The organism is Parabacteroides sp. AF14-59, from assembly GCF_003479515.1.
Classification (GTDB): domain Bacteria; phylum Bacteroidota; class Bacteroidia; order Bacteroidales; family Tannerellaceae; genus Parabacteroides; species Parabacteroides faecis.
This window is the reverse complement of record NZ_QUHH01000014.1, coordinates 99,559-120,325: the sequence shown is the minus strand read 5'-3', so window position 1 is coordinate 120,325 and position 20,767 is coordinate 99,559. Positions and strand designations below refer to the sequence as shown.

The 20,767-nt window shown below is 44.4% G+C and carries 13 protein-coding genes; 11 read left to right on the top strand and 2 right to left on the bottom strand.

What is annotated here, in order from left to right; all coding sequences use genetic code 11:
• Nucleotides 1–387 precede the first annotated feature (387 nt).
• From DWW23_RS15785 to DWW23_RS15740, 11 genes are all read left to right on the top strand, one after another.
• Nucleotides 388–3,564 carry a TonB-dependent receptor gene (locus DWW23_RS15785; RefSeq protein ID WP_233564357.1) on the top strand — a complete coding sequence of 1,059 codons (3,177 nt, stop codon included), beginning with the start codon at nucleotides 388–390 and terminating at the stop codon, nucleotides 3,562–3,564.
• A gap of 10 nt (nucleotides 3,565–3,574) precedes the next feature.
• Nucleotides 3,575–5,362, top strand: coding sequence for a RagB/SusD family nutrient uptake outer membrane protein (locus tag DWW23_RS15780; RefSeq protein WP_122354236.1), 1,788 nt, complete (start codon nucleotides 3,575–3,577; stop codon nucleotides 5,360–5,362).
• A gap of 18 nt (nucleotides 5,363–5,380) precedes the next feature.
• Nucleotides 5,381–6,067, top strand: a complete 687-nt coding sequence (locus DWW23_RS15775) for a DUF3823 domain-containing protein (protein ID WP_122354235.1) — start codon at nucleotides 5,381–5,383, stop codon at nucleotides 6,065–6,067.
• A 72-nt stretch (nucleotides 6,068–6,139) separates the two neighbouring features.
• Entirely contained in the window at nucleotides 6,140–8,083 is a 1,944-nt protein-coding gene (locus tag DWW23_RS15770) for an SGNH/GDSL hydrolase family protein (protein WP_147382619.1), read from the top strand.
• A 14-nt stretch (nucleotides 8,084–8,097) separates the two neighbouring features.
• The gene (locus DWW23_RS15765; RefSeq protein ID WP_122354233.1) at nucleotides 8,098–9,915 is read left to right on the top strand and encodes a carbamoyltransferase; all 1,818 of its coding nucleotides are present in this window, start codon (nucleotides 8,098–8,100) and stop codon (nucleotides 9,913–9,915) included.
• A 1-nt stretch (nucleotide 9,916) separates the two neighbouring features.
• Nucleotides 9,917–10,066, top strand: a complete 150-nt coding sequence (locus tag DWW23_RS26555; RefSeq protein ID WP_183672329.1) for a DUF5989 family protein — start codon at nucleotides 9,917–9,919, stop codon at nucleotides 10,064–10,066.
• Nucleotides 10,067–10,077: 11 nt separating this feature from the next.
• Complete coding sequence (locus tag DWW23_RS15760; protein ID WP_122354232.1) at nucleotides 10,078–10,308, top strand: hypothetical protein; 231 nt, start codon at nucleotides 10,078–10,080, stop codon at nucleotides 10,306–10,308.
• A 14-nt stretch (nucleotides 10,309–10,322) separates the two neighbouring features.
• Nucleotides 10,323–12,056, top strand: coding sequence for a DUF6057 family protein (locus tag DWW23_RS15755; protein ID WP_122354231.1), 1,734 nt, complete (start codon nucleotides 10,323–10,325; stop codon nucleotides 12,054–12,056).
• Nucleotides 12,057–12,066: 10 nt separating this feature from the next.
• The gene (locus DWW23_RS15750; protein WP_122354230.1) at nucleotides 12,067–13,599 is read left to right on the top strand and encodes a PD40 domain-containing protein; all 1,533 of its coding nucleotides are present in this window, start codon (nucleotides 12,067–12,069) and stop codon (nucleotides 13,597–13,599) included.
• Between the two features lie 110 nt (nucleotides 13,600–13,709).
• Nucleotides 13,710–14,456 (top strand): ABC transporter permease, encoded by a 747-nt coding sequence (locus DWW23_RS15745; protein ID WP_122354290.1) that lies wholly within the window; start codon nucleotides 13,710–13,712, stop codon nucleotides 14,454–14,456.
• A 3-nt stretch (nucleotides 14,457–14,459) separates the two neighbouring features.
• On the top strand, nucleotides 14,460–15,230 hold the full coding sequence (locus tag DWW23_RS15740) for an ABC transporter ATP-binding protein (protein ID WP_122354229.1): 771 nt from the start codon (nucleotides 14,460–14,462) through the stop codon (nucleotides 15,228–15,230).
• Between the two features lie 71 nt (nucleotides 15,231–15,301).
• Here the strand turns inward: DWW23_RS15740 and DWW23_RS15735 are convergent, their stop codons facing one another.
• Nucleotides 15,302–17,242 carry a RagB/SusD family nutrient uptake outer membrane protein gene (locus DWW23_RS15735; protein WP_122354228.1) on the bottom strand — a complete coding sequence of 647 codons (1,941 nt, stop codon included), beginning with the start codon at nucleotides 17,240–17,242 and terminating at the stop codon, nucleotides 15,302–15,304.
• A gap of 18 nt (nucleotides 17,243–17,260) precedes the next feature.
• Entirely contained in the window at nucleotides 17,261–20,650 is a 3,390-nt protein-coding gene (locus tag DWW23_RS15730) for a TonB-dependent receptor (RefSeq protein WP_122354227.1), read from the bottom strand.
• Nucleotides 20,651–20,767: the final 117 nt, after the last annotated feature.

The following is a 20,767-nucleotide window of genomic DNA, read 5'->3' as shown; positions in this document are numbered from 1 at the left end:
AGAACGAAGATACATCAGTACTCTTCTTGTAAAACCCAACGTAAACAATCCGGCAATTAGATTGCAACGGATAACTATAAGGCGGGTAAGATTTTACCTTTTCGGATCTAAAATATTATCGTTCAAAAAGAGTGTTATGTTTAAATTAACAAATTAAAAACACAAACAGAAACTCAATTTTTTATTCCTGTAACAATCCTAATTTATCACGATCGGATATGGACAGCAGCTAAAAAAATAAAGGAGTGCGCAGAGAAGATATTCTCTTCCTCCGATAAGCTATTTAATTGACTTTCCTTCAATGAAAGTCAGAGTGTATAACCTTATAATAATTATTAATGTATGGATAAACAATCGATAGTCCCGGATTCCCAATCACACAAGACTATGCAAATTGTGAAAATGACCGCATTGTTGTTACCTTTCAGTCTGACTCACATGATGGCTTCAGATGCACAAACTACCTCAGGTATTTCTGCTACCGACATCACTTTAGAACAACTTGCAAAACAAGCTCCAACCAATCCGGTAATCCAACAATCGACCCGCCAGATAAAGGGTATTATCAATGATCAGACAGGCGAACCTATTATCGGAGCCAATGTGGTTGTAAAAGGGACAACCAATGGAACCATCACTGACATAAACGGTGAATTCTCTTTAAATGTTCCCGAAAAAGCAATTCTTGTCATTTCCTATATCGGTTACAATAGTAAAGAAGTGGATGTGACAGGTAAGTCACAGATAACAGCTACTTTATCGGAAGATACGCAGAAACTGGAAGAAGTAGTCGTTGTCGGCTACGGTACACAAAAGAAAGTAACGGTAACAGGTGCTGTAACAGCCATCGGAGCAGACGAAATCGTACAGGCTCCCGTTGCAAATATCAGTAATGCACTGGTCGGACGTCTGCCGGGTGTACGTGTTCAGAACACCGGTGGTATGCCGGGGTCCGAATCATCCGTGGATATCCGCGGCTTTGGTAAACCGCTGATCCTCGTCGATGGGATAGAACAACCCGGATTCCAGGTCGATCCAAATGAAATTGAAAGTATCTCCGTCCTGAAAGACGCTGCTGCAGCTATCTATGGTGTAAAGGCCGGTAACGGTGTCGTATTGATCACGACCAAAAAAGGATCGGCCGGCAAAGCTAAGATTACTTACAACGGCTCCGTTGGATTCCAAAACTTTACGAATTATCCCAATGTTGTCAATGCAGCCCAGTATGCAGAACTCGTGGACGAAGATGCCATAAATCATGGGAACTCTCCTATTTATGGCCCTGAAAAACTGGCCTTATTCCAGGAAGGGACACAGGACGGTTATAAAAGCTATAATTGGAAAGATATCCTCACACGGAAAAATGCACCTCAGACACAACATAATATAAACATTAACGGAGGAAACGAAGATGTAAAATACTTCGCTTCTGTAGGTTATCTGGATCAGGAAGGTATTTATTCCACCGGTGACCTGAGTTTCAGCCGTTATAATTTCCGCTCCAATGTGTCGGCTAAAATAGCCAAACACCTGACGGCAGACGTACAATTGGGAGGACATGTCGAAAACAAAATGCAACCGTACGATGAAGACACGTATATCATTCACGGTATAACCCGTATGCTTCCGACATTCTCACCTTATGCGAACGATGAAGAAGGTATTCATTACGGTCTGACCAATTTTCAAAACCCATTAGCCCGTGCCGATGCGGATGTATCCGGATACCGGAAAGAGAAAAAGAAACTTTTCAACGGTTCGTTCGCGTTGAAATATGACATGCCTTTTATTCCCGGTCTGTCTGCCAAAGTGATGTTCTCTTACCTGACAAAGGTCGAAGAAACTAAGAATTTTCAAAAAGAATTCTATCTATATTCACATGATCAGGCAAGTGATAAATATAATAAGGTCTTTACCGGGAACTCTCCCTCTGCCTTGTATCGCAAAGACTATACAAGTGAACAGAACCTGTTGCAATTTTCTTTGAATTACAACCGTTCTTTCATGGACAAACATAATATCTCAGCCCTCTTCCTGTATGAACAGCGCGAAGACCTGGATGATTATGTATCGGCTTACCGGCAGTTCGCTATCGACGCACTCGACCAGATCAATGCCGGTATGGATAAAAACAAGACCAATAACGGTGTGGAAAGTGAACTGGCTAATGTTTCATTTGTCGGACGTATCAACTATGACTATATGAGCAAATATCTGTTTGAGTTCGCCTTCAGAGAGGACGGTTCCGCTAAATTTTACAAAAATAACCGTTGGGGATTCTTTCCCAGCGTATCAGCCGGTTGGCGTTTATCGGAAGAAGCATTCATCAAAAACAATACTTCGATCATAGACAACCTGAAACTTCGTGCTTCTTACGGGGTTATGGGAGACGACCAGGCATTAGACAGGGACGGTAATGCCACTGTAAAGGCGTTCCAATACCTGACCGGTTATAATTATCCGGGCGGAACCAATTATATTTTCGGGAGCGACGTGATCAACAGTGTAATAACAAAAGGATTGGCTAACCTCGATTATACCTGGCTAACCTCCAAAATCGTCAATGTCGGCATCGATGCTTCTTTATGGAACCGGATGCTGGAAGTTAACTTCGACGTATTCTATCGTAAAAGAGACGGTCTGATAGCCTACCGTTCAGGATCTCTTCCGAATACATTCGGAGCCTCTTTCCCACAGGAAAACCTGAACAGTGACGACTATCGCGGTTTTGAGCTTGTGTTGGGACATACCAATAAAATCGGCGACTGGACTTATTCAGTCAAAGGTAATATGTCATTCACCCGTATCAAAGACCGTCATATCGAACAGGCCGATCCGATCAGTTCATATACCAACTGGAGAAACAACCGGAGTGACAGATGGCAAAATATGGAATTCGGTTATAAGTATGTCGGACAGTTCCAGAACCAGGAAGAGATCAACAACTGGGCCGTACAGGATGGCGCCGGCAATACGACGCTTATGCCGGGTGACCTGAAATTTGAAGACTTCAACGGTGACGGTGTTATCAACGAGTACGACTTGCAACCGGTCGGCCGCAGCAATACGCCGGAAATCTATTTCGGACTGGATCTCTCCGCTTCCTGGAAAGGATTCGACCTCTCTATCCTGATGCAAGGGGCTACCAATTACAGCACACGTATGGACGGGATCATGGGATATGCCCTGTTCAACGGTTCAAGTGCCTTGGAATGTTTCATGGACAGATGGCACCGTGCCGACCTCTATGATCCGAATTCAGAATGGATTCCCGGAAAATATCCTTCAACCTATAACTCCGGTAAGGAATCGAACAAGAGAACTTCAACATTCAACACGATCAGTTCTTATTACCTGCGTGTAAAGAATCTGGAATTCGGCTACACGTTCCCAAGCAAATGGATGAGTCAGGCAGGTATCAGTAACCTGAGATTATACGTATCGGGCAATAACCTGCTGACTTTCGACAACCTTCCGTTCGGTGACCCGGAAGCTCCGAGCAGCGACCGTATCCTTTATCCGCAATTGAGAATATGGAATGTTGGTGTTAATGTTACTTTTTAAAGAATAGAATATGAAAAGTTTAAAATTATTGATAATATTAGCCGTTAGCGGATTATTTTCCTTCACGTCCTGCATTAATGATTTTCTGGACAGGAAACCGCTGGATGTCATATCCGACGATAATGTCTGGTCGAGTGAAAGCGCCATCCAGGCGTATATGGCCGGGATGTATGAAAAAGTATTTGTCGAACCTCATGGCTGGCTGATCAACTGGGGTACTCTGGGCCATTATACGGACGAATCCATGCGTAGTTATTCATGGGGACATCCGTATACACCGACCTTCTCCAACAGCTTTATGAGCAACGACCAGAGTGATAACAACCTTTGGGGAAGCGCTTACAAAGATATCCGCATAGTCAACGAGTTCTTCCAGAAAATTCCGGATGCTAACATTGCGGAAGATCTGAAAACCCGTTATATCGCAGAAGGACATTTCATCCGTGCTTTCTACTATTTCTCCCTGGTGAAACGTTTCGGCGGTGTTCCGCTGATCAAAGAAGTGCAGGAGTATACCGGAGGAAACATCGACGAATTAAAGGTAGCCAGAAACACAGAGGAAGAGACCTGGAACTTCATCGCAGAAGAATGTGACCTGGCAATTGCCGGCCTGCCTGAAAGCTATGCCGCAACAGATCAGTTCCGTGCCACCAAGTATGCTGCAGCCGCATTGAAATCACGCGCAATGTTATATGCCGGTTCGATCAGCAAATACGGAAACCTTCAGCTGAACGGACTGGTGGGTATCCCAGCCGACAAGGCAAATTCATTCTTCGAAAAGTCTATGGCGGCATCCGAAATGATCATTCAGTCGGGACAATACTCGCTGTATGAAAAAAATGACGACAAAGCGGCTAACTATCAGAATCTGTTCCTGGATAAGACCTTACACGAGGAAGCGATCTATGTAAAAGCATATGCTGTTCCGGATAAGGGACATAATTTCGATTATGCGATGGCAGCTCCTTCGTTCAAAATCGACTGGGGAACCAATACCAGTCCGACACTGGAATTAGTGGAAGCCTACGAATATACGGACGGCACACCGGGTGCTCTGAAAACAGAAGATGCCAGCGGAAATCCTATTTTCTATGACAATGCCGACGATATCTTTAAAGATAAAGATCCCCGTTTCTTTGCTTCTGTATTATATCCGAACTGTCCCTGGCAAAACAACGTGTTAGAGATCAGACGCGGTATAATCGGTAGTGACGGTGTAAAGGTCGAAGCAACGGCTTTCGCCGACAAATTCCCGGAAGATCCCAGCCTGACAACCAGTGGAAAGGATGGCCTGGTGATGCAGGGAGACTGTAGCCGTACCGGTTTTTACATTAAGAAATTCATGGATCCGAACAACCGGGTGGAACAAGATCGCTCGGAAACGAACTTCATGGTATTCCGCTATGCGGAAACGCTGTTGAATTATGCTGAAGCGGCAGTCGAACTAGGTAAGGGCAGTCAGGCATTGCCCCGGTTGAACGAAGTGAGGAAACGTGCCGGTATCAAAGAGAAGTCAGGTATCACGATCGAAGACGTGCGTCACGAACGCCAGGTCGAACTGGCTTTCGAGAATCTGAGATTCTGGGATCTGGTACGCTGGAGAACTGCGACCAAAGTGATGAACAACACCATGTTCTCCGCCCTGATCCCCTGGATGGATTATAAGACCCGCAAATATACATTCGAGAAAGGTCCGAACACCATGCAGTTGCCTAAAACATTCCTGGATAAAAACTATTATCAACCGATACCAGAAGTCGAGAAGAACGATTTGTTAGTTCAGAATCCTGGTTTTTAATTATCAAAACAGATACATATGCGAAAAATAATATTTTTAGCAGTAGTCCTTTGCGGATTAATCGGTTTCCAGGGGTGCAGCCTGGACAACTACGACGAACCGACAGCCTCACTCACAGGAGCGTTGGTGGATGCAGAAACGAATGAGAATGTACCTTGCCAGTATCAGAACGGATCCCGTATCCGTATCTATGAGTTTTATAACGGGAATTGGGCAAACCAGCCGAACGATTTCTATACGAAACAAGACGGGACGTTTACCAATAATGCTATTTTCCCGGGGAAATACCAAATCGTAGCCGAGGGGCCGTTTGAGACTCCGGAAAAAGTAGAAATAGAAATCAGCGGTACCCAGACGCTGGAGATGAAAGTAACCCCTTTCCTCCGTGTTTCAGCCAATGCAACAGCTTCTGGAACAACTGTTAAAATGACGGCAACAGTAAAACACACTTCCAGCAAAAGAGTGATAAAGGCGGTAGAATTTTACTGTGGAAAAACTCAGTATGTAGATAAAAACACTTATACGGGCAAAGTAGAAGCCCAACTAAGTGAAATGACGGACGATCAAATCGCTTCTTCTACATTACAAGCTGAATTTACAGGCCTGCAAAGCGGGAAAACTTATTACTTCCGGGCAGGTGCTTTAGGAGAAAACTCCGGTAATTATTACAATTACAGCACTGTTATAGAAGTGAAAATCCCGTAATACTATCCTTACAGAACACAGATGGCACTTTTATCTATGCCATCTGTGTTCATAATACATATCGGCTCAAACATGACAAACAGATATAAAAATACATTTGGATTACTTTTCAGCTTGTTATTACCTCTTGTGATACTGTTTCTTGCCGAATCAGGATTACGATGGGGCGGATACGGGATCGATCTGGATCATTTGTTCCTCACGACACCCGACGGGCAATATCTGTACATGAATAAAGAGATCAGTAAGCGTTATTTTACAGCCTCACAGGCAACCACAGGAAATATCGAATTCTTCAAAAAAAAGAAAGATGCCAACACCATACGTATGTTCGTTCTGGGAGAATCTGCCGCCCTCGGTTTTCCTTATCCAAACAATATTTCTTTCCAGCGAATGCTGAAATATGAATTGCAGAAAAATAATCCTTCAAAAAACATCGAGATCATCAATCTTTCCCTGACGGCAATCAACTCCTACACATTCTATGACTTCGGAAAAGAACTGGCAAAATACGAACCGGATGCGATCCTCATCTACGGAGGACACAATGAATATTACGGTGCATTGGGTGTAGGATCGACAAATACGTTCGGTAACAATCCGACAACCGTACGAATGATCATCCGCTTGCGCCAGACACGGCTGGTCCAGTTATTGGAGCAGATCACCCATTCATTCAGAAGTCGCAGCATCGATAAAGAGTCTGACAATCTGATGAAGTATGTAGTTAAAAACCAACTGATAAAATATCAAAGTCCGCTTTTTTACAAGGGTATCGACCAGTTCAGACGTAATATGGAGGACCTTATGTCTGTTTTCCATGAAGAGAATATTCCGGTATTCTGCTCTACCGTAGGGATGAATCTGAAAGACCAATATCCTTTCAGGAGTATCTTGTCGGAAAAGACCGATTCCACATTTTACCGGGAACAGTTACAGGCTGCCCGGCTCTCTGTCGGTCAAGGAGAGATCACAACGGCTGATTCCATCCTGACCCTCCTTTACAACCAGGATCCTGCCTATGCTGACTGTTCCTACCTTCTGGGGAAGGTAAAACTGGCATTGGGGGAAAAAGAAAAGGCTTACAGCTATTTCAACGATGCGAAACAAAAAGACGGATTACGTTTCCGGGCACCGGATGAAATAAACGAAACGATCGACCGGCTAGCCGGTACATTCAACAATACACATAAAGTAGACGCAGAAGCCGCTTTCAAAGCCGAATCTCCTGATCATATCCCCGGTTATAAACTGTTGTTGGAACATGTGCATCCGACCATAGAAGGACACAGGCTGATCGCAAAATGTTTTTTACGGGAATTGAACGGAGCCGGATTTTTCCGGGAGAAAAAGATGAACGAATATGTCGTTACCGGAGAAAGCCTGTCGACTTTTCCGGTCCTGGAATTCGACTCACTGGCCGGAGCATATTCCTGCGTCCGCCTGAAACAAGGGTTCCCGTTCTTCGAAACAGGAAACGATACGATACAGGCTGAAACACCGGTTGAAAAGATGGCGATGCAATATGTCCGTGAGAAAAACTGGTATAAGTCGATGGAAACCCTCTATAAATATGCCGTATCGGTAAAAGATTACCCGCTGGCTCTCGACCTGATGAGGGTACGCATACTGGACAATGAATATGATCCGGCCTTTTATTCGTCAGCGGGGGATATTTGTACCGTGATGCATCGGTATGAAGAGGCACTGGAGCATTACCGGAAAAGTTTCGCTCTGCATAACTCATTTCCATATGCAAAAGAAATCATATCAGTCGCCCTACGCCTCGACAAGCCGGAGACTGCTGTCCAATATATGGAATATGCAATAGCCAACAATCAAAGTGCCATGAATTTCCGGACGTTAAAAAATCATTGCATCGAGATCATCCGGTATAAAAAATTACTGGAAACAACTCCGTCGGATGAGATCTACCGGAAAATCAGGGAAATCTATTTACAAATAGGAAATACGGAGGCTGCTGCTCTGTATCCGGATCGAAAACTGACCAGATAGAGGAACAAAAGCAAATGTATATATTAGGAATATCAGCATATTATCACGATTCGGCCGCTGCTTTGTTAAAAGACGGTAAAGTTGTCGCCGCTGCACAGGAAGAGCGTTTTTCCCGGATAAAGAACGATCCCTCTTTTCCCCGCAGGGCAATTCTTTTTTGTCTGCAAGAAGCCGGAATTACTTTATCAACAATCGATATCGTCGTTTTTTATGACAAACCGTTCATGAAATTCGAACGTATCCTGGAAACCTTCTACCGGCATGCTCCGCTGGGATTCAGGCCTTTCCTGAAAGGTATTCCCATATGGATCAAAGAGAAAATGTTTTTCAAACAGATGTTGAGAAAAGAACTGCGTACACTCGGTCGATATGACGAAACACATACCCGGTTACTTTTCACGGAACATCATCTGGCACATGCGGCTTCCGCATTCTTTGCCTCTCCATATGAAAAAGCAGCGATCCTGACGGTCGACGGAGTCGGCGAATGGGCCACCTTGTCTTTGTCGCTGGGAGAAGGAAATAAGATCGAAGTACTGAAAGAGATGCATTTCCCGGATTCAATCGGATTGTTTTACTCTGCTTTTACCTATTACCTGGGATTTCGTGTAAACTCAGGAGAATACAAATTAATGGGATTAGCCCCATACGGAGACCGGTCCTCAGAAACGACATTACGGTTTGCCGAGCTGATAAAAGAACGCCTGGTACGTATCCACCCGGATGGTTCGATCACTTTGAATCAAGCTTATTTCAATTATCAGACAGGCTTGACAATGGTCAAAAGCCGGAAATGGGAAAAGTTATTCGGTTTTCCCCGACGGAAACCGGAAACCGATCTTCTGCCGACGCATTGCAGCCTGGCTTGTGCAGCACAGATCGTCACCGAAGAGATCTTGTTGAAACTGGTTCACGAAGCCCGGAAAGAGACCTCGGCCACCGCCTTATGCCTGGCAGGAGGAGTTGCCCTGAATTGCGTTGCAAACGGTAGAATCATAAAAGAAAAAGTATTCGACCAGCTCTTTATCCAACCGGCTGCCGGAGACTCCGGGGGCGCCTTGGGGGCTGCATTGGCTGCGTATTATATTCATGCCGGTAAAGAACGCGCCTGCCGCCAACCGGACCGAATGAAAGGGGCGCTACTCGGACCTGCTTATACCGATGCTGAGATCCGGGAACTGGCTGAGAAGGAAAATGTACCGTTCCGGACCTTCGACGACCGGAGAGAACTTTGCCGCCATACCGCCCGCCTGTTAGCGCGGGGAAACTGTATCGGCTGGTTTCAGGGACGAATGGAATTTGGTCCGCGGGCATTGGGAAACCGGAGTATTTTAGCCGATCCCCGCTATCCGGAGATGCAGCAAAGAGTCAATCTGAAAATAAAATTCAGGGAAAGCTTCCGTCCGTTTGCCCCGGCGATATTAAAAGAAGAGGCGGCTTCTTATTTTGATTGTCCGGTGTGCTCCGACTATATGTTGCTGACAGCAGAGATAAGAGACTGCTACAAAAAAGAACTTCCGCCCGGATATGCAGACCTGGAAATCACGGAAAAAAGGAGAATTGCCAAATCCGATTATCCATCGATCACACATGTCGATTACTCCTCCAGGTTACAAACGGTAGACGGGGAGACGAATCCGCTATTCTGGTCTTTGCTGACAGCTTTCAAAGAGCAAACCGGATGTCCGATGCTGATCAACACAAGTTTTAATGTCCGGGGCGAACCGATCGTTTGCTCTCCGGCAGATGCCTTCCGTTGTTTCATGACAACGGATATGGATTATCTGGTAATGGAAAATATAATCTTCGATAAAAAACAATGCAAAACATAATATGGAATTTCTAAAAGATCTATGGGGATTTTTCCGTGAACGAAAAAAATGGTGGCTGATGCCTCTGATCGTTCTGTTGTTACTGATCGGACTGTTATTGCTGGCAACCGGTAATACGGTACTGGCTCCTTTTATTTATGCCTTATTCTAAAAGACTGCAAAATGACTCTGTTTCAAAAAATAAAAGATCCGGTTATTCGCGTATGGAGCAAGTTCGGTTTATTGCTGAACCGGCTCTTTACGCCCCTGATTCTGGGATGTATTTATTTTATCGTTCTTACACCGGTCGCTTTGTTGTATCGTTTAACAAACAGAAAGAAACCGGCGGACGGCACTTCTTTTATCGGACGCAATAAGACATTCACTGCTAAAGACTTTGAAAATCCATGGTAAATAAACGATTATACATGAAACTTCTATCAAAATACAGGGCCGGTATCCTATTCCTGTTCATAGCTGTTTTCTTCTGTTTCTTCTATAACTACCATCTGTTATATGTCGAACAACTACAGTTGTTCCGCTTCACGGGACTTTATTTTCAATCGCTGATCGGCAAACCCGGGGGAGCAGCTGATTATCTGGGGGCATTTTTCACCCAATTTTATGCCTGGAACTATGCCGGAGGTCTGTTACTCACATTCGCTTTATTACTTTTATTCTCCCTACAAAAGCGTATTGTCCGTAGCTGGGAACTGAAAGCCACGGATACCTTTTTATTGATTCCACCGGTTATATGCACTCTGTTTTTTATGGATATAAATGCCCGGTTCGGAGGTTTGGCAGCAGTTCTGATCGCTATGGGACTTGCCTGGGGTGTCTCCTGCTTCGCTAAGAGGTGGCTGCGTTATGCCGCAGCTTTACTGCTGGTCCCCGTCATATACGGAAGTACGGGAGGTGGCCTGATAGTTTATACGTCGCTGCTAGTCGTTCACGAACTACTGCGAGGCGGCAGAAACAGCTGTTTTCTGACGGTACTTTTATTATTATCATTAGTATTTCCTTTGTACGTAAGACAATACCTGATCCCGCTATCCTGGAACGATACCTGGTTCGGCACCGCTTTTTACCAGGGGAATAACAGTCCTGTTCTTATTTGGTATATTCTCTTTTCTCCGGCATTGAGCAGCCTCCTCGCAATATGGGGCAGCCGGATGACCGCCAAGTCTAAATATGCAGACCGGATTTCCGCCTTACTTGCCTGTTGTATTATCGGAGGTAGCGGAGTCCTTATCTGCAGCAAAAGGGACCAAAGTGAAGAGATGCTTTATACACTCGATCACTTGTTCAAAAAAAGGGAGTGGAAAGAAATAGTCCGGATCGCCAGCGAACATCCCTACCGGAATCCCGTCTTTGTTTCATACGTCAATCTGGCTTTACTGAACCAGGGAGAATTGCCCGACCAAATGATGAGTTTCTCACAACGGGCGAATATAAACGAGTTCTGGACTTCCAGTTATCTCCCTATGTTCCTGACCGGTGAGACATATTATTATCTGGACATGTATGACGGAGCCCGTGCCTACCTCTACATGGCTAACACCCAATCACCTTCGGGACAATCTCCTTATATGTTCCAGCGACTGGCAGAACTGGAGATTATACGCGGGAACTCCAAATCCGGAATGAAGTATATACATGCCTTAAAACAGACCTTACGTTACCGGAATTGGGCCAAAGAGATGGAGCAAGCCGTTTTGTCCGGAAAGTACCCGGAGCATTTACGGATACCGATGGCACAATATAAAGAAAACGATTCGTTCCTGGCAAAAGAAATGCTCTACAACGTGGCATGCAAACACAGGGAGGACCCGGAGAATCCTAAAGTCCGTGATTTCCTGTTGGCCAAATATATCCTGGCGAATGATTACAAAGGATTTATCCATTGCATAGCGAACCTTCCCCATGGGACCGGCAGGCCGTTTCCCCGTTCTTACCAGGAGTTTTTACTTATGTATGCTTATATGTTACGCGACAATACACTGATCGGCAAATGGAATATACCCCAGGACGTCGTCACTGATTTTTACCGTTACCTGCAAATCAACCAGTCCGGACAAACCCCGGAGGTGATCAAAAAGCAGTTAAGCGGAAATTTCCAGCAGTCGTATTGGTTTTACGTACAGTACACGAACGAATTTTAATCCTCAAAAAATGAAACCCCAAATACATATCCGCCCGGTTATATCGATCCTACTCTTTTGGAGTGCATTGGCACTAAGTTGTTCCGAAAGACTTTCGGAGGCACGGTCCTCCGAGGATTGTCCGCCTATTTTCCCGGATTATAAAGAGATTACGGTTCCTGTCAATATTGCACCGTTGAATTTCCGCCTGGAACCCGGAGGAAAATGCAAGGTGCTGTTTTCGGCCAGGGATTACCAGTTCACCCTATCGGTCTCCGATTACGTGAACATCCCGTTAACAAAATGGCGCCACCTGCTAGAGCAGGCTCAGGGGGATAAGGTGACGGTAACTATTTATACTCCGGATCAGGACGGCTGGATAGCCCATCGCCCGTTCCATTGGCATATCTCCCCCGATCCGATAGACAGTCATCTCGTTTACCGGTTGATAGAACCGACTTACGCCAACTGGAATGAAATGGGAATCTATCAGCGGGAACTTTCTTCTTTTTCAGAAAAAGAGATCATTGCCAATGATAAAACGGGACATAACTGCATGAACTGCCATTCCTTCAATCAGGGAGATCCGGATCAAATGGTCCTTCATATGCGCAAGATCAATCCGGGTACTATCCTGATAAAAGACGGATCGGTCGTCAAACTGGAAACCAAAACCGAGTATACGATTTCCAATTTTGTATACCCGTACTGGCATCCTTCCGGAAAAGATATCGCATTTTCTACCAATAACACTCAAATGTCTTTTTTTGAAGCGAACAGTAAACTGATAGAAGTGTACGACCTGTATTCAGATATCGTACTCTACGATACAGACAAAAATGAAGTCTATACCAGCCCGTTATTATCCGACAAGGAGCAGTTAGAGAATTTCCCGGTTTTCTCTCCCGATGGGAAAAAACTTTATTTCTGTAGTTGTCCGCGTGTGGACAGTCTGCCCCAGGATTTCGACCGTGTGAAATACCGGCTATGCAGCATCGATTTCGATGTCGACCGGCAAGAGTTCGCTTCGAAAGTCGACACGCTGGTAGACCTGGTTTCCGAAGGAAAAGGAGTTTCACTACCGAGTATATCGCCCGACGGACGCTATATTCTTTGCAGCGTTGCCTCCAGCGGCTGTTTCCTGAGCTGGGATAAAGAATCGGATCTGTACCTGTATGACACCCGCACAAAAAGTTTTAAGCCTGCAAAAGCGCTGAATACGGATTATTCGGAAAGCTATACCAACTGGTCGTCCAACAGCCGGTGGATCGTTTTCAGCAGCCGCCGGCTGGACGGTGTATATAACCGTCCTTTTATCGCCCATATCGGAGAGAACGGGGAGATAGGAAAACCATTTCTTCTTCCCCAGAAGAATCCGGATTTCTATCAAGACTTATTCAAAGCCTATAACCTTCCGCAACTCGTGAAAGGCGCAGTGAAAGTGAATCCCCATGAAATAGCAGAAACGGCAAAATCTGCCGTTTCCGGACAAGTCAAATTTCGTAAAGACGGCCATGTTCCTTCCGTTTCCGGCAAGTCCGGAAATAAAAGCGAGGTGAACTAACGGATTGTCTTATACATTCCGGGTAAGCTATAAAATCCTAAACCATGAACAGTTGTTGACATATTTCAGTTATATTTGCAGACTGGAACAGATAAGTAATCAATAAAATGATGAATAAAGCATTACAAAGAATGGGAGAATATGTCATCTTGATGGGAAAATCCTTGTCGATCCCTGACAGATGGAGCATGTTCTTCAAACAATTGATAAAAGAAATATATAAGCTGGGGGTAGATTCGCTTTGGATCGTAATTATCATCTCCGTTTTTATCGGTACGGTTATCGCCATCCAGATATCGTTGAATATCAGCTCTCCGCTGATTCCTAAATTTACGATCGGATATACGACCCGTGAAATTATCCTGCTGGAGTTTTCATCCTCTATCATGTGTCTGATCCTTGCCGGTAAGGTCGGGAGTAACATTGCATCCGAGATCGGTACGATGCGGGTAACAGAGCAGATCGATGCGATGGAGATCATGGGCGTCAACTCCGCCAACTTCCTGATCATGCCGAAAATCGCAGGGCTGATGATTTTTATTCCTGTACTGGTTATTTTCAGTATGTTCACGGGGATACTGGGAGGTATAGCGGCCAGCCATTCGACAGGAACGGGTATGACACCGGCTTCCTTCGAATATGGATTGCAATTTTATTTCAATGAATTTTATATCTGGTATTCTATTATAAAATCGGTAGTTTACGCCTTCATCATCTCATCGATAGCCGCTTATTTCGGTTACTATGTGAAAGGAGGAGCACTCGAAGTCGGTAAAGCTAGTACGAATGCTGTCGTAATGAGCAGCATCATGATCCTGCTGGCAGACGTAATAATGACCCATTTAATGCTTACGTAAAAAATGATAGAAGTAAAAAACATAACGAAATCATTTGAAGGCCGTAAAGTGTTGAACGATATCAGCGCAGTCTTTGAAACAGGGAAGACCAACCTGATCATCGGACGAAGCGGTTCGGGTAAAACGGTTCTGATCAAAAATATCATCGGCCTGATGAAACCTGATTCGGGCGAGATTCTGTATGACGGACGGGACCTTACTTCAATGAACAAACAGGAGTTGAACATGCTCCGCCGGGAAATGGGAATGCTGTTCCAGGGATCTGCCTTGTTTGACAGTATGACCGTTCTTGAAAATGTGATGTTCCCGCTCAATATGTTCTCGAAAGAGTCTTATAAAGATAGAGAAAAAAGGGCCATGTTCTGCCTGGAACGTGTCAATCTTGAGGAAGCTGAACATTTATACCCGTCCGAGATCAGCGGTGGTATGATGAAACGTGCTGCCATTGCCCGCGCGATCGCTTTGAATCCGAAGTATTTATTCTGTGATGAACCGAACTCGGGCCTGGACCCTAAAACATCGTTGCTGATAGACGATCTGATCCATGATATCACTACCGAATACCAGATGACGACCGTTATCAACACCCACGACATGAACTCCGTTATGAATATCGGAGAAAACATCATCTTTATCAAGGAAGGTGTAAAAGAATGGCAGGGAACGAAAGACCAGGTCATCACCTCGAATAATAAAGCATTGAACGACTTTATTTTTGCGTCCGATCTGTTCCGGAAAGTGAAAGAAGTAGAGATGAAGCAGGAAGAAGGATAATAAAAGAGGATGTTAGTACTAACATCCTCTTTTGCAATAAACTATATAATAATTAAAAACACACTTCTATTTTACTCATTCGTATTCCAGAAAGGGGCCTGAATCAAAGTCGGGTCTTTATCCACTTCACTCTGATGGATAGGCATCCAATACTGTTTCTTCTGGAATGCACGCAACAAACATTTTGAACGGACAAAGAATGCATTGCTGTTGGAAGCATCGTCAGAATACTCCGTACCGCCGAAATTCATTCCATAATCATACCCGTTCAGCAGTTCTTCACCTAATTTCCAACGACGGACATCGTGATAACGGATACCTTCGCAACATAATTCAACACGACGTTCTTTACGAATCAGTTCACGTACTGTCGCCTGATTGTCTGTATAAGGGATGCGTTGAAAGCCATTGTTATCTGTTCCTGTTCCGTATTCAGGAATACCGGCACGTTCACGGATCTTATTCAGATAAAGCATGATATCTTTATTTCCCGGTTCACATTCGTTCAAAGCCTCCGCATAATTCAGGTAAGCCTCTCCCATACGGTACAGGATACCCGGACGATAAGGACGTTTGCCATCTCTAGGAATAGATTCCAGTGATATTTTCTTCCTGTTCAGGTAGCCGTTTTGAGGCGCATCGTGGGTCGGTCCTCCGTCCGCCTGGTTAGACATCATCTCCGTCATACGTCCTTCCTGATGGAACCAGGCACCGTTATACAATACAGCCAGATAAAAACGCGGTTCACGGTTGCTATACATATTGAAGGTATTCGGAGTCGTTATCTGTCCGGATTTCACTCCCTGGTATTTACGACAAGGATCCCAATTCGTTTCCCTTATCTCCGGTTCAGCAGAAAAGCCTTTTTCCGTGTAGCCCGATGCTTCATTGATAACAGGAGAGCCGTCTGCATTATACCCCAGGATCGGAGATTGCCCGTTCTTCATAAAGAAGGCATCCACCAACCCTTGTGTAACACCGTATCCACCGTTTCCACCGCATCCGCGGGGAGTTGAATGGCCTTCCCAATCCCCATAATTACAATCAGGACGGGCAAACAATATTTCATTATTGCCCTCGGATGTTTTCTTCAATTGCAAATTATAACATGACATAAACGGATCGATCTTACCATTAATATATTCATAATATAATCCGTGTCCTGCTTCATGCGCTTTGTCGATCAACAGTTTACAGGCATCCGCCGCTTTCTTCCATTTATTCGGGTCGTAAGCCGAATTGAAGCGCTCCTTACCGTCATTGTTCAAAAATCCTTTGTACATCTCATTTCCGTTCACTAACGGACTTGCTGCAAATAAGAGCATACGTGCCCGTACCGCCAGACAGGCGATCGAGGTCGCCCTGCCGAAAAAGGCTTCTTCCCATTTTGTCGGCAGTTTACCCGACAATTCCAGCAATTGCTTATCTAGCATATCTACCATATCATCGAAAGCCATCTGTCCGACCGTCATTTCTTCCAACGGTGCATTCACATCGACCACATCACCGAAATAAGGCACAGAACCATAAGCTTCTGTCATTGTCCAGTAATAATATGCAATCAGGAAACGGCATTCGTTTCTCATCGTTTCTATATCTTCTTCCGTTACTTTTTGCAGGGGATTGGCATGAGCATTGTTGATCAGGATATAAGCAGAACGGATGCGTTGGGGCAATTCATTCCAGAATCTGGCATCCCAATCGGAACTCGTATAAAAATTACCCACGCGGAAATTAAGTAATGTGCCACCCCACCATTGTACCCAACGCTGCGAAGCAGTCATATCATCACCTGCAATTTCCCAACCGATCTTGTTGGCATATCCCCAGTAAGGATCCGGGACACGGGAGTAGATATTAGCCAGCCAGTCTTCCGTACGGGTCTTATCGTTAAAAACCATCTCCAGTGTCAGCTGGTCATCGGGAGCATTGTCGATAAAATCAGAACAACCGTTCAAGACCAGACATATAGCAGAAACACCTATATACTTGAATAAATTTAGAGTTTTCATATTAGTCATTTTATGATATTAGAAATTAACATCCAATCCGAAAGAAACCGACTTCATGATCGGATATTTCATACCGTTATTTGTATCGAGTTCCGGATCCCACATCTTGAAACCTGAAAAAGTCAGCAAATTAGAACCCTTCAGATAAAGGCGGAGCGATCTTACACCGATCTTGCTCATCCATGCTTTGGGAAAACGATATCCTACTTCGATATCCTTCACGCGCAACATGCTCATATTACGTAACCACCAGGTCGACTCTTTCAGGTTATTTTCATTTTGCCCGTAGGTCAAACGCGGATAAAAGACATCCTGACTTGGGTTTTCCGATGTCCAGCGATCCTGATAATTATCATAAATATTATACATAGAGCCCATCGAACTTCCGGGCAGGAATCCTGAACCTCCGATAAAACGCCAGGTTCTCCCGTTTCCCTGAAAGAAAATATTCAAATCAAAATTCTTGTAAGTGACATTTCCACCGAAACCGTAAACGATCTGCGGATCTTTCGTTCCTCCCAAAGGAACCTGGTCCATATCTGTGATCGAGCCGTCTCCATCCACATCACGATACCTGATATCACCGGGCCGAACCTTGGAACTGAACGTATGAGTAGGTATTCCATCTTTCAATACACCCTGCTCTACATTTTCAAAATCATCCTCAGTAAATAAACCTTCCGCAACGAGTCCGAACAACTGATTGACAGGCAAGCCAGTCTCCTGCCGATTTGTTCCTAATCTACCCGGAGCTTCGTCTTTCTCAATGACCTCATTCTTAGCATAGGTCATCGTACCACGCAAACTCAGATACCAGTCTTTATTCAATTGCTTATTAAATGTAAGGGACAAGTCAACCCCTTTATTGTCAACTTTTCCGAAATTAGCCCAGGGTGTATTCATAAAACCGGCTGCTGACGGGATCGTATTTCGTTTCATAAAGATATCACGACGATGTTCCTGGAACCAGTCGAATTGAAAATCAAGAGCATTCCACAACCCCAATTCAAAACCTATATCCGTCTTTTCCACAGTTTCCCAAGTCAGATTAGGGATACCGAAATCTCCTTCATAACGACCTGTACGGTGATAATCATTATTCACACCCCACTTATACTGATTATCATCATGACTATTGATAGTAGTGATATAGGCAAAACGCCGTCCTTCCAACTGATCATTACCTACCAAACCCCATGAGCCTCTGAATTTTATTTTGGAAAATGTATCTTTAAATTTTTCCATGAATGGTTCTTCAGACAATAAATAACCGACAGCGAAAGACGGGAAGAAGCCAAAACGATATCCTTTGGCAAAGTTTTCCGAACCGTTATATCCAAAGTTAAACTCGCCTATGTAACGGTTGCCATAAGTATAAGAGGTCCTTCCGGCAATACCTAACCGGCGAAAAGGAACGACACTTCCGTCCTGATAATCACGTTGATTATACATGAACATACCTTCCACAGCATGTTCCCCGAATCTGTTGGAATAACTTAAATTACCTTCCAGATAAGTAGCTTTGTTACCCCATTCTTTTTTTTCTTCGCTTCCTAAAAACATTTGTCCGTAATCAGCGATCGTAATATCCAATGTTCCGTCTTCATTACGTTGAGTTGCCGGATAATAATAATCCGGACTCTTTGAACGAACCACGCCGGAACGGATATAGCGATCAAAAGAGAATATACCTTTGATTTTTAATCCGGGAAGCAGGAACTTCAAATCTTGTTCCAGGGAGAACATCGATTCGATCTTTGCATTCGAGTAAGTTGTAAAACCATGCTGGGTAGCTCTCGCCCAGGGATTGGTACGGTTTTTCACCTTCGGTATTTCACCGGAAGAATAGATAGCCGGGTGAACGAACGGCGGCGTCTCAAAGGCTTTATCCAAGACGAAATCCGAAGCCCTTGTATCACCATCGTCTATCATTCCGTTCGTCTCCTGCAAATAACCACCGATACTGATACGGGCGATTGTAGTCTTCGTAATATTAACATCTACATTCGAACGCATATTGTATTTATTCAATTTAGTGGAAGAATCCCAGGTCTGGCTTTCATCACGCTCAAAGATACCCCGTTCGCCATAATAAGAAGCGACTAACGCGTAACGTAAAACGTCGCTACCACCGGTTACCGTCAGATTTGCCCGCCGGTTAGTCGCATGGTCTTTAGTGATCTCATCCAACCAGTCTACATTCGGATATAATTCAGGATCCGCATTAGTACGATATTTCTCGATCAGGTCCGGAGAGTAGATCGTCGATCCTCCGCCATCCAGAGACAGCTCATTCATTAATGACAAATAATCCGCCGAACCGATAAATTTAGGCAGCTTCACCGGCTGGGTAAAACCTTGTTCATAATGTACATCTACAGTCGGTTTTCCTAACTTACCCCGCTTCGTATTGACGATGATAACGCCATTCGCACCACGTACCCCATAAACGGCACTGGCTGCCGCATCTTTCAACACGGAGAAGGACTCGATCTCCGAAGGATCCATATCGTCCAATGTCCGTTCTACGCCATCCACCAAAACCAGCGGGCTGCGTCCTGCATTCTGGAAAGATGAAATACCCCGGATCCAGAAACTCGAACCATCAGCTCCCGGCTCACCGGAACGCTGTACGGCAATCACACCGGCTAATTGACCTGCCAGGTTATTACTCAGGGCACGCGACGGACTTTGCTGTAACAGGCCTGGTTCTATCGTTGTAATGGATCCCACGATCGACTCTCTTTTCTGTGAACCGAAACCGACTACCACCACTTCGTTCAGACCGGTAGATATCTCTTTCAGGTTGACATTGATATTGATTTGTCCGCCCACCGTTACATCCTGCGATTCAAAACCAATATAACTGAATGTCAGGACGGAGTTCTTTCCGGGAACCGACAAAAAGTAATTACCGTTAATATCGGTAGTCGTACCTGAATTGGTCGATTTTACAATCACATTCACACCAGGTAAAGGATTTCCTTGTTCATCCCAAACCGTACCATTGATATTGACACCTTTCTTTTGCTGTTGTTGCGTTTCCGCCGCTTCCGATAAAATAATCTGCCGATCCTTTATTTCGTACCTGATACCAGTCTCCAAGGCTAACAGTTCCATGATCGACGAGATATTCTTATCTTTGACATCTATGGATACTTTCTTATCGAGAACTTTCAATAACTTTTGCGTGTACATGAAAATGAATTCACTGTTACTCTCGACGTAATGAATTACATCTTTTACAGTTTTATTTTCCATTTTCACTGTAAAACTCTTCTGTTGTATATACACGTCACTCTCTACCGCATATAGCGAAGTAGTAGAAAAAAATAAAAAAATGCTAATTATAAAAAAACACAAAGGTTTTCTCCTCGCTATCCTGCAAGGATTAATTTTCTTATTCATAACTTTACTTAGATTTTTGATTAATCATTAATATGATTAGATTAATTCTCCGCCGGATGATACGGGCATATCATCCGGCTTTTTTCATATGAAAAAAGCTAACTTCTCTTCTTCATG

What these genes read in the sequence shown, in the direction of transcription:
- DWW23_RS15785 (WP_233564357.1), top strand. Translation starts at nt 388, where the DNA reads ATGCAAATTGTGAAAATGACCGCATTGTTGTTACCTTTCAGTCTGACT.
- DWW23_RS15780 (WP_122354236.1), top strand. Translation starts at nt 3,575, where the DNA reads ATGAAAAGTTTAAAATTATTGATAATATTAGCCGTTAGCGGATTATTT.
- DWW23_RS15775 (WP_122354235.1), top strand. Translation starts at nt 5,381, where the DNA reads ATGCGAAAAATAATATTTTTAGCAGTAGTCCTTTGCGGATTAATCGGT.
- DWW23_RS15770 (WP_147382619.1), top strand. Translation starts at nt 6,140, where the DNA reads ATGACAAACAGATATAAAAATACATTTGGATTACTTTTCAGCTTGTTA.
- DWW23_RS15765 (WP_122354233.1), top strand. Translation starts at nt 8,098, where the DNA reads ATGTATATATTAGGAATATCAGCATATTATCACGATTCGGCCGCTGCT.
- DWW23_RS26555 (WP_183672329.1), top strand. Translation starts at nt 9,917, where the DNA reads ATGGAATTTCTAAAAGATCTATGGGGATTTTTCCGTGAACGAAAAAAA.
- DWW23_RS15760 (WP_122354232.1), top strand. Translation starts at nt 10,078, where the DNA reads ATGACTCTGTTTCAAAAAATAAAAGATCCGGTTATTCGCGTATGGAGC.
- DWW23_RS15755 (WP_122354231.1), top strand. Translation starts at nt 10,323, where the DNA reads ATGAAACTTCTATCAAAATACAGGGCCGGTATCCTATTCCTGTTCATA.
- DWW23_RS15750 (WP_122354230.1), top strand. Translation starts at nt 12,067, where the DNA reads ATGAAACCCCAAATACATATCCGCCCGGTTATATCGATCCTACTCTTT.
- DWW23_RS15745 (WP_122354290.1), top strand. Translation starts at nt 13,710, where the DNA reads ATGAATAAAGCATTACAAAGAATGGGAGAATATGTCATCTTGATGGGA.
- DWW23_RS15740 (WP_122354229.1), top strand. Translation starts at nt 14,460, where the DNA reads ATGATAGAAGTAAAAAACATAACGAAATCATTTGAAGGCCGTAAAGTG.
- DWW23_RS15735 (WP_122354228.1), bottom strand. Translation starts at nt 17,242, where the DNA reads ATGAAAACTCTAAATTTATTCAAGTATATAGGTGTTTCTGCTATATGT.
- DWW23_RS15730 (WP_122354227.1), bottom strand. Translation starts at nt 20,650, where the DNA reads ATGAATAAGAAAATTAATCCTTGCAGGATAGCGAGGAGAAAACCTTTG.